The 8,104-nt window shown below is 27.5% G+C and carries 8 protein-coding genes; 1 reads left to right on the top strand and 7 read right to left on the bottom strand.

Translation table 11 applies throughout. The features are described 5' to 3' along the window. Positions 1–74: 74 nt before the first annotated feature. The 7 genes from RWS90_RS07330 to RWS90_RS07300 form a co-directional block, all read right to left on the bottom strand. A complete protein-coding gene (locus RWS90_RS07330) occupies positions 75–1,640 on the bottom strand; it encodes a recombinase family protein (protein ID WP_314550072.1) in 1,566 nt (521 codons plus the stop codon). A gap of 3 nt (positions 1,641–1,643) precedes the next feature. After that, positions 1,644–2,540 (bottom strand): recombinase family protein, encoded by an 897-nt coding sequence (locus RWS90_RS07325; RefSeq protein WP_314550071.1) that lies wholly within the window; start codon positions 2,538–2,540, stop codon positions 1,644–1,646. 46 nt (positions 2,541–2,586) lie between these two features. Next, positions 2,587–2,754: an SHOCT domain-containing protein gene (locus tag RWS90_RS07320; RefSeq protein ID WP_314550069.1), complete on the bottom strand. Its 168-nt coding sequence runs from the start codon at positions 2,752–2,754 to the stop codon at positions 2,587–2,589. Continuing rightward, positions 2,744–3,136, bottom strand: coding sequence for an RNA polymerase subunit sigma-70 (locus RWS90_RS07315; protein WP_314550067.1), 393 nt, complete (start codon positions 3,134–3,136; stop codon positions 2,744–2,746). The genes RWS90_RS07320 and RWS90_RS07315 overlap by 11 nt, the downstream gene beginning before the upstream one ends. Positions 3,137–3,401: 265 nt before the next feature. Next, positions 3,402–4,115, bottom strand: coding sequence for a hypothetical protein (locus tag RWS90_RS07310; RefSeq protein ID WP_314550066.1), 714 nt, complete (start codon positions 4,113–4,115; stop codon positions 3,402–3,404). A 322-nt stretch (positions 4,116–4,437) separates the two neighbouring features. Beyond that, positions 4,438–5,025, bottom strand: coding sequence for a hypothetical protein (locus tag RWS90_RS07305; protein ID WP_314550064.1), 588 nt, complete (start codon positions 5,023–5,025; stop codon positions 4,438–4,440). A 290-nt stretch (positions 5,026–5,315) separates the two neighbouring features. Then, entirely contained in the window at positions 5,316–6,722 is a 1,407-nt protein-coding gene (locus RWS90_RS07300; RefSeq protein ID WP_314550062.1) for a hypothetical protein, read from the bottom strand. Between the two features lie 752 nt (positions 6,723–7,474). Here RWS90_RS07300 and RWS90_RS07295 point away from each other — a divergent pair. Continuing rightward, a complete protein-coding gene (locus tag RWS90_RS07295; protein ID WP_314550060.1) occupies positions 7,475–7,606 on the top strand; it encodes a hypothetical protein in 132 nt (43 codons plus the stop codon). Positions 7,607–8,104 lie beyond the last annotated feature (498 nt).

The raw sequence follows: 8,104 nt of genomic DNA, 5'->3' as shown, positions 1-8,104 counted from the left end.
TGTTTAACCCTCGTTTACTCAATATATTATATCAGATAACCTTAATCTCTCATAGCAAAAAAGGAAAAATCATATCAGATTGATATGACTTCTCCGTTTTTAAAATGAATTTCTACTCTTTTTCCTTTATAAATTATCATCTTATCTACCAAATAATTAAATAGCTTGGTATCATATTTTGTTAGTAGCTCGTCTTGTTTTTCTAATGAGTCTATAAATATTTTCAGTTCTCTAACTCTCTTATTTTTACTCAGTAAATCTAAGTTTTTTTGTTCTGATTCTTTCTCTAACAATTTATATTCTTCTATCAGTTTATTATATTTTCTAGTATATTCTTCTTGATCCTGTGCTATTTTGGAATTTGTTATTATCAACTTTTCTACATCAGCTCTGATATTTTCTAATTTTTCTTCGAGTTGAATGATTTCATCATCTAACCCTCTGTCTTCTTTTATCATCTTCATTAGAAGTTTTATATTACCTATAATTTCTTTTCTATTATCAATTACCTTGTTTAGTGCTGATACTATCCATCTTTGAATTTCATCATCTCTTATATGAGGAGTATCACATTTTTCTTCGTTCTTATACTTATCTTTGCATCTGTATATTGTCTCTTTATATTTATCAGTTGAGTGCCATAAATGTCTCACGTATGAACTACCGCAACATCCACACCTAATTTTTCCAAAGTAGTTTTTCTCTGTATACCACTTTTTATTTTCGCTTAGCTGCACTTGAACTGCATCAAATACTTCTTTATCAATTATTGCTTCATGGCTATTTTCTACATAATACTGAGGTAGCTCTCCGTTATTCCTTTTCTGAGTTTTGTTTAAGAAGTCTGCTACATAGTATTTTTGAAGTAAGGCATCACCTTTATATTTTTCATTTGTTAAAATACTTCTTACACTGCTATAACTCCATTTTTCTTTTCCTCTTGGTGTAGGTATTTTATTTTCAGTTAGATGTTTGGCTATTTGATTAGGATTTTTCCCTGATAGGAACTGTCCAAATATATATCTTACTATTTGGGCTTGCTCTTTATCAACTTCAAATCCTCCATCCTCTTTTGGTTTAAATCCTAATACATTATTATATGCGAATGTCACTCTACCCTCTGCAGCTTGTTTTCGTTTAGACCATGTTATATTTTCTGATATTGATCTACTTTCTTCTTGTGCTAAGGAACTCATTATTGTAATAAGTAATTCACCCTTTGAATCAAATGTCCAGATGTTTTCTTTTTCGAAGTATATCTCTACTCCAACATCTTTTAATTTTCTTACAGTTGACAGTGAATCCACCGTATTTCTTGCAAACCTACTTACACTTTTAGTTAATATGAGGTCTATCTTGCCAGCTAGTGCATCATTTACCATTTCTTGAAACCCTAGACGTTTTTTGGTATTTGTTCCACTTATTCCTTCATCTGAGTACATTTTCACAAACTCCCAATCTTTTCTACTTGATATGTACTCTTCGTAATACTTCATTTGAGTTTCATAAGAACTTGTTTGATCTTCATTATCTGTTGATACTCTGGCGTAACCTGCGACCTTTTTCTTTTTTATACTAGGTAGTTTTGATTGATGACTAAGGTGCTTATTGGCTTGTATAGTTGTAATTTTTCTATTCATCTTTTACTCCTTTTTTAGGTTACCTTGTTTTTTTATTTCTTGAACTTTATTGAATATTTCCTGAGAAATAATTGCTTCATGTGCATTTTCTACAATGTACATAGTCTTCTCTCCAGTATTTTTTACTGACCGACCTTTTTCTTTTACATTAAATGTCTTTTGTAATATAAGTTTCCCTGTATAAGTTTCTTGGGATAATATTCTATAAATTGCTAGTCTTGTGAAGTTATTTCCTCTTCTTGTATGTTTACCTTCATCATTTAATATTCTTGATATTTGTGTAGGTTTTATTCCTGATAGGTATAAATCATAAATCTTTCTGATAGTGTCGGCTTCTGACTTTTCAATTTTATAAGAATCTCCTATCCATCTATATCCTAATATAGGTTGTGGGCTATGTGGTAATCCTTGTTCAAACTTCTTCTTCACACTCCACCTTACATTACTACCTATCGCCTTTGATTCTTCTTCTGAAACGGCAGCGAGTAACGTTAGTAGTAACTCTCCATCTGTAGTGAGTGTGTCGATATTCTCTTTTTCAAATTGAACCCCTATGTTTAATTTCTTTAGTTCTCGTATTGTTTCTAACAACTCAATAGTATTTCTTCCAAATCGTGATATGGACTTTGTAAGAATTGTATCAATCTTTCCTTTCCTGCAGTCATCTATTAATCTTAAATACTCCTTACGATTTTTTGTATTTCTCCCACTAACTGAGTTGTCGAAGTATACTCCAGCATACTCCCAACTAGGATTATTTTGTATAAGTTTACTATAATAGCTTATTTGTTCAGATAGTGATTGTAGTAAATCTTGATGTGATACTCTTGCATAAGCTGCAACTTTTTGCTTTTTTACATCAGTCACATTTAGCACTTCTAACTTTTTTATTGTTTTCATTATTGTATCCTCCTTTTCGTCATTACTATATATCACTCTAAAGAAACTATTTATCAAGTGATAACTCCATAAGTTCAGATATTTTGGGATCATACTTTTCTAACATCTTATGTTTGAATGAATTAAATTCATCTTTTGTGATTAAATTTTTCCTAAACAAGTTACTTAATATTTTAATTGTGATTTGATAGGTTACTTCATTTTTAATGTTCATAACTACCTCCAAATCTATGTTTAATATAGCATTCATGACTGCAGTACTTTCTTTTATTATTGGAATAAGATGTAAATTCTCTTTCACAACATTTACATTGATGTGTAGAAATTGCCTTTCTATTCATCTTGTCTTGATTATTCTTCCACCATTTCATTCGACAAGCATCACTACAATATTTCTTTTGTTTTTTCCCTTTCAAATGAGTTAACTTTTCTCCGCACACTTTACAAGCATTTATAGAAGTATCTTCTACTTTTTCCAATCCTTCACGCTTACAGATTGATTTCACTGTATTCGCGGAGACTTTCAAACAAATAGCTATTCTCTTATATCCTAGACCACGTAGTCTTAGTTTTTTTATTTCATCTTTTAGTTCCATATTTCCTCACTCCTATGATGTTTTTATTCTCTACATCACAGGTAAAGAAAACTATGAAAAATTTAACCTTTAAAGCAAAATTTAGATAAAAAAAATAAACCCACCACAGAAAATTTCTGTGATGAGTTTTATAGATTTAATTTTGATTTTTTCTTTTAATATAAATTAGAACCTTTATAAACGTATATATTCCTAAAATATGAAATATAACTTGAATATAAAAGTAACTCATTCCAAAAAATAAAGTTAACTCATTACTCATAGTTTACTGACCAGTCCAAGCATCTGTTCCATTTACAAACAGCTCTAATTTTAATAAAGAAGAAGCTACTCCAGCAGGAGCACTCCAGTTTACAGTCATAACTGCCCTAGCTGGATCACCTTTACTTTCCTGAATCCATAGAGAAATATCACTATACGTTCCTATTCCCCAATACCTTGCATCATATACATTATCTATTTGTCCTCCTAAATGTCCCAAATTAGCATAATCAGCTCTGAAAGTAAAATTACCATATAATGTATCATTTTTTATAAGTGCATTTGAAGTATATTTAAAATTACTTCCCCAATACACATTACCCCCAGATACTGACCTAAATGTTGTGTTGGGACGTTTTTTCTCTTTTGTCTTATTATCTTTTATTATTGTTTGCTTTATCACAGAACCATCATCATAGTAATATATATACTCTGTATTTGAAACTTTTGTGCTTTTTACTGGTTTCTTTTCTGGATTAAAAGCATCTAAAAGTTCTCCCTTCTCTAACTTCCTAATAACATTCTCTACTTGACTATCTGAAAGATTAAATTCTTTTGCTTTAGCCATTACATATTCTTTTTCTTGATTCGAAAGAATATTATTTTTCTTATACTCTGCCTTAACAAAATTTTGATTATTTTGAATTATCCCTGATACAGGTGTTATAATCAAACCTGAACATAAAATAGTCGTTGTAATTTTAAACTTCTTATTCATTGTCTTTACTCCTTTTGTTTTTTTTTATTTTTATAACGTTATAAATCTTTACAGTTTTATTATAGTATGAAAACAATATGATAACAATAGGAAAATATCAATAATATATTTTCTAAATTTTTTTCTTTTTTTATGGTATAATTAAATTGATTGATGTTAAATATAAAATTCTATAAATTCAAGAATTGTAGAGTAAACACTTTAGTTTCCATTAATATTATTAATAATCATATATATAATAATAATCTATTATTTATTATTGTTCATTTTACGTAAACTAAATAAGCCTAGAAGAAATTTTCTTTTCTTCTAGGCTCGTATTTTATCCTAATATTTCATTCACTTTTTGTTGAATTTCACTGTAGTTATATCCAGCATTAGTAAGTCTGTTAGCTCGGTCTTGTCCATTACCCCACTTACCTTGAATTACTTCTTGGGCTATTTCATCTAAATTATTAGATGTATAATTCCCATTTAGTAATCTATTCACTACTTCTTGAACCTCACTTGCATTATATCCTGCGTTAGTTAATCTGTTCACTCTATCCTCTCCATTACCCCATGCTCCTGAAATAACCTCTCGTGCAATTTCTTCATTGCTTTTATCACCAGTTGATACTGAGTTTGTAGATCTACTCGGTTCTGAGATACTAGTATTTCCTAACATTTCATCAACTGTTTCTCCTAAAGTCGCAAAGTAATTCATACGTTCTACAAAGTAAGTTTTAACACTATCAGTTGTTCCACCATGTAAAGCTAAACTACGGTGCAGACAACTTGTTGGACTAAACTCATGATGAAGTCTTACCGTTTGTTTATTAATTGGCAAGCCATAATAAATCAAGTCTTCTGTTGCCTGCATTAACGTCATATCTTCATTTGCTAAGAAATCCTCATCTGAGACTTTCATACTCTCACATACTTCATAACCAATCGAGTGGGTCTTACTCCACCACTCACCTGTATGATATCCAATGTTGTATGTATCTATTACTCTTGTAATACTATATCGGTTACAGTAATAGTGAGCTATTCCCAATGCTTTATCTCGATATCTTAACCATTAATACTACAGATACTCAGCCATATGGCTTATTATTTTTGAAAAACGGTCAAAATATCAATATATCCATTGATATTTTGACCGTTTTGTCAACAATCTAGAACACTTCACAAATTTCTGTGAAGTATTTCTTTGATTTACATAGTATCTATATAATATTGTTTTAACTTACCTGCTTTCTTGTCTTTACCCATCTTTTTATAGCATTGATACATGTTATTTAGTTCACCCTTATTTAGGTACCATAAGAATTCTTCATAAAATTCAATTGCTTCATCAAATTTTTTCTGAGTATATAAAATAGTTGCATATTCTTTATATAATTCTATTGGAAATAATTTTTGATTTTGAATTTCAAGAATTTTTTTTAGATTTCTTTCTTCATCATTTAAATTAATTTCCTCTTTAGAATTAATATTTATGATGTATAAATAAAACTCCACAAACTGTCTGTATTCTTCAAATTTTTTTCTAGTATAGAGTTTACACAATTGTTTTAATTCATCTAAAAAACATACTTTATCTCTTAAAATAATTTGTTTTATCAGTTCATGTTCATCTATTTCAAAAGAATTTATAAACTTCATCTCTAAGTACTCATCCTTTATATCTTTAACAGATAAAAATTCATTCTCATAATAATATCTCAAGCTATACTTTTTTATAATATCTTGGATATCTTTTCCTAGAGATACCACTCTATCAAAAGAAAAATATACAGTTATTACTAATAATAAAATTTTTTCTAACTCACTTGGAACTATCCTATTGGCATAAAGTGATATAGCTACAAATATCACAAAAATAATCACTTTTTTGAATACTGTTAGTATTTTATCCTTCGTTTCTTTATATAAGTAAAAAATACAAGTTAAAGAGCTAATAATAATTATCATGAAAATAAATGATATTTTCATATAATAACTCAACATTACTGCTATTAAAAATATCAACACTGCTATTACTAAAAATTTTCCTAATAATTTTTCATAAAACTTTTTATTTAAAAACTCTTGATTTTTATAAAGATAATTTTTTCTTATTTCTTCTAGATACTTAGCATTATTAATTAAATTAAAATACTTTCTTTCTCCTAAAGGAATAATATACACGATTAATAAAAACACTAAAAATATAATCGACCAACCTAAGTAATCTTTACTGACGAATACCAATCCTGAAATTGACAATACCCTCACTATAAATTCACTCTGAAACTTAGCTTTCTTAAAAATGATTCTAGAAATTACAGGTATTAGTCCAATTAAAGAAATTTTTAAAATCCATATAATTTCTTTGACATCAAAAGTAATAATAAATTTTTTTAGTGGAATATTTCCTTCGTTTATCATATAACGATAAACACTCAACGTTTGATAAATTCCATATTTAATAAATGGTTCTAAAGTAACAATCAATAGTGGTACTACAATCACACAAAAATATGATATTAACGAAATAATATACGCCAAAGATAATATATCTTTTTCCTTATCATTTCTACACACTCGATTTATTCTAGCTATCAATTCATTAATCACCATGTTCACTCCTTTTCTTTTTTTGCGATTAAATAACTATTTAACAATTACCCACTTTTTAACGGTTTAATTTCAGCCGATACGTATCATTTTACATTAGCTTACTTCAATATTACCTCTAACTGCCAATCCTTTTATTTCTAACTATTTTGAGTTTTTATTGTATTATTCACTTAATCCCCATTTCTGTAACAACTAATTTTATCATACAAAAGCTCCTTTAGTAGATTTCAAAAAATCTATAATCTTATCAATTTATATATTTCACTTCTTTACATTATATCAGATATCACTATTCTCTCATAGTGAAAAAGGAATGGGGCTGACCTAAAAGTCCTAAATTTTAAAAAAGCGTATATTATAACTCATAAACACAGTGGTTTATTGTCTTTTATTGGACTTTAACACAAAAATACGTTACAATGAAAGCGTTAATAATAGAAATATGATTTGATCTATATATAATTACAAACATATATTATACTTTACATTCATAAGCGGAGGTATATTTCATGAATAAAAATTTTAAATTTATACGTACTATTCTTTCCTGCTAGTTTTTTAGTTGCCTCTGTATCTTCTATGTAATTAAAGTATAGTTAAATCTACAAGTTCTAAGCATAATAAATCTAAAAAACATCTATTTAGGTGATAATAGGGGCTGAATTATATAATGAAATTATTGTTTACTTTAACAAAGCTAAATATTATCAACATCAAATAAATTAATAATAAAATATATAGGAGGTAACAAAATGAATACTGAAAAATATATAGAAATAGCAATATTCGCTGTAATAACAGGTCTGTTATCAGGAACAGGTTCATATTTCGTCAATAAAAAAATAGAAAAATTAAAACAAAAAAGAAAAAAGAAAAAAAGATAAATAATTAACTTAATCAATATTGAGAGCCTTTTTAAAAAATTAATTTCAATGAAATCATAATTCTTTAGTCTCATTGATAAATACCTAAATAAAAAATGGAGATAGCAGTGACACAAAACGTATTAACTTGTTTTAAATTTATTACAATTATCAATATAATAAATTATGTAATAATAAAGAACACATTCATAATAAATTATTTACTTATATGCACACTTATCGGAATATTCTACATAGTAATAGATTCAAATAATAATAAATTAAACATATTAACTGAGAAAATCGATATAATTTTATTACTAATTTTTACAAGTATAATAAATATCCTTTACATAATTAATATAAAAATAACAAATTTAAAATATATTATTTTTATATCGCTATCTTATATAATCATTAAATATATAATAAAGAAAAAGACTAGTTAATAATGACCACCCCTAAAAAGGGGTGGTTTTCTCTGTGGGTATAACCCTTTGTTACTAACACGCACCTCAA

Origin of the sequence: uncultured Gemella sp., assembly GCF_963529685.1 — a bacterium.
GTDB lineage: Bacteria > Bacillota > Bacilli > Staphylococcales > Gemellaceae > Gemella.
This window is presented reverse-complemented; position numbering and strand designations above follow the sequence as displayed.

What these genes read in the sequence shown, in the direction of transcription:
- RWS90_RS07330 (WP_314550072.1), bottom strand. Translation starts at nt 1,640, where the DNA reads ATGAATAGAAAAATTACAACTATACAAGCCAATAAGCACCTTAGTCAT.
- RWS90_RS07325 (WP_314550071.1), bottom strand. Translation starts at nt 2,540, where the DNA reads ATGAAAACAATAAAAAAGTTAGAAGTGCTAAATGTGACTGATGTAAAA.
- RWS90_RS07320 (WP_314550069.1), bottom strand. Translation starts at nt 2,754, where the DNA reads ATGAACATTAAAAATGAAGTAACCTATCAAATCACAATTAAAATATTA.
- RWS90_RS07315 (WP_314550067.1), bottom strand. Translation starts at nt 3,136, where the DNA reads ATGGAACTAAAAGATGAAATAAAAAAACTAAGACTACGTGGTCTAGGA.
- RWS90_RS07310 (WP_314550066.1), bottom strand. Translation starts at nt 4,115, where the DNA reads ATGAATAAGAAGTTTAAAATTACAACGACTATTTTATGTTCAGGTTTG.
- RWS90_RS07305 (WP_314550064.1), bottom strand. Translation starts at nt 5,025, where the DNA reads ATGAAAGTCTCAGATGAGGATTTCTTAGCAAATGAAGATATGACGTTA.
- RWS90_RS07300 (WP_314550062.1), bottom strand. Translation starts at nt 6,722, where the DNA reads ATGGTGATTAATGAATTGATAGCTAGAATAAATCGAGTGTGTAGAAAT.
- RWS90_RS07295 (WP_314550060.1), top strand. Translation starts at nt 7,475, where the DNA reads ATGAATACTGAAAAATATATAGAAATAGCAATATTCGCTGTAATAACA.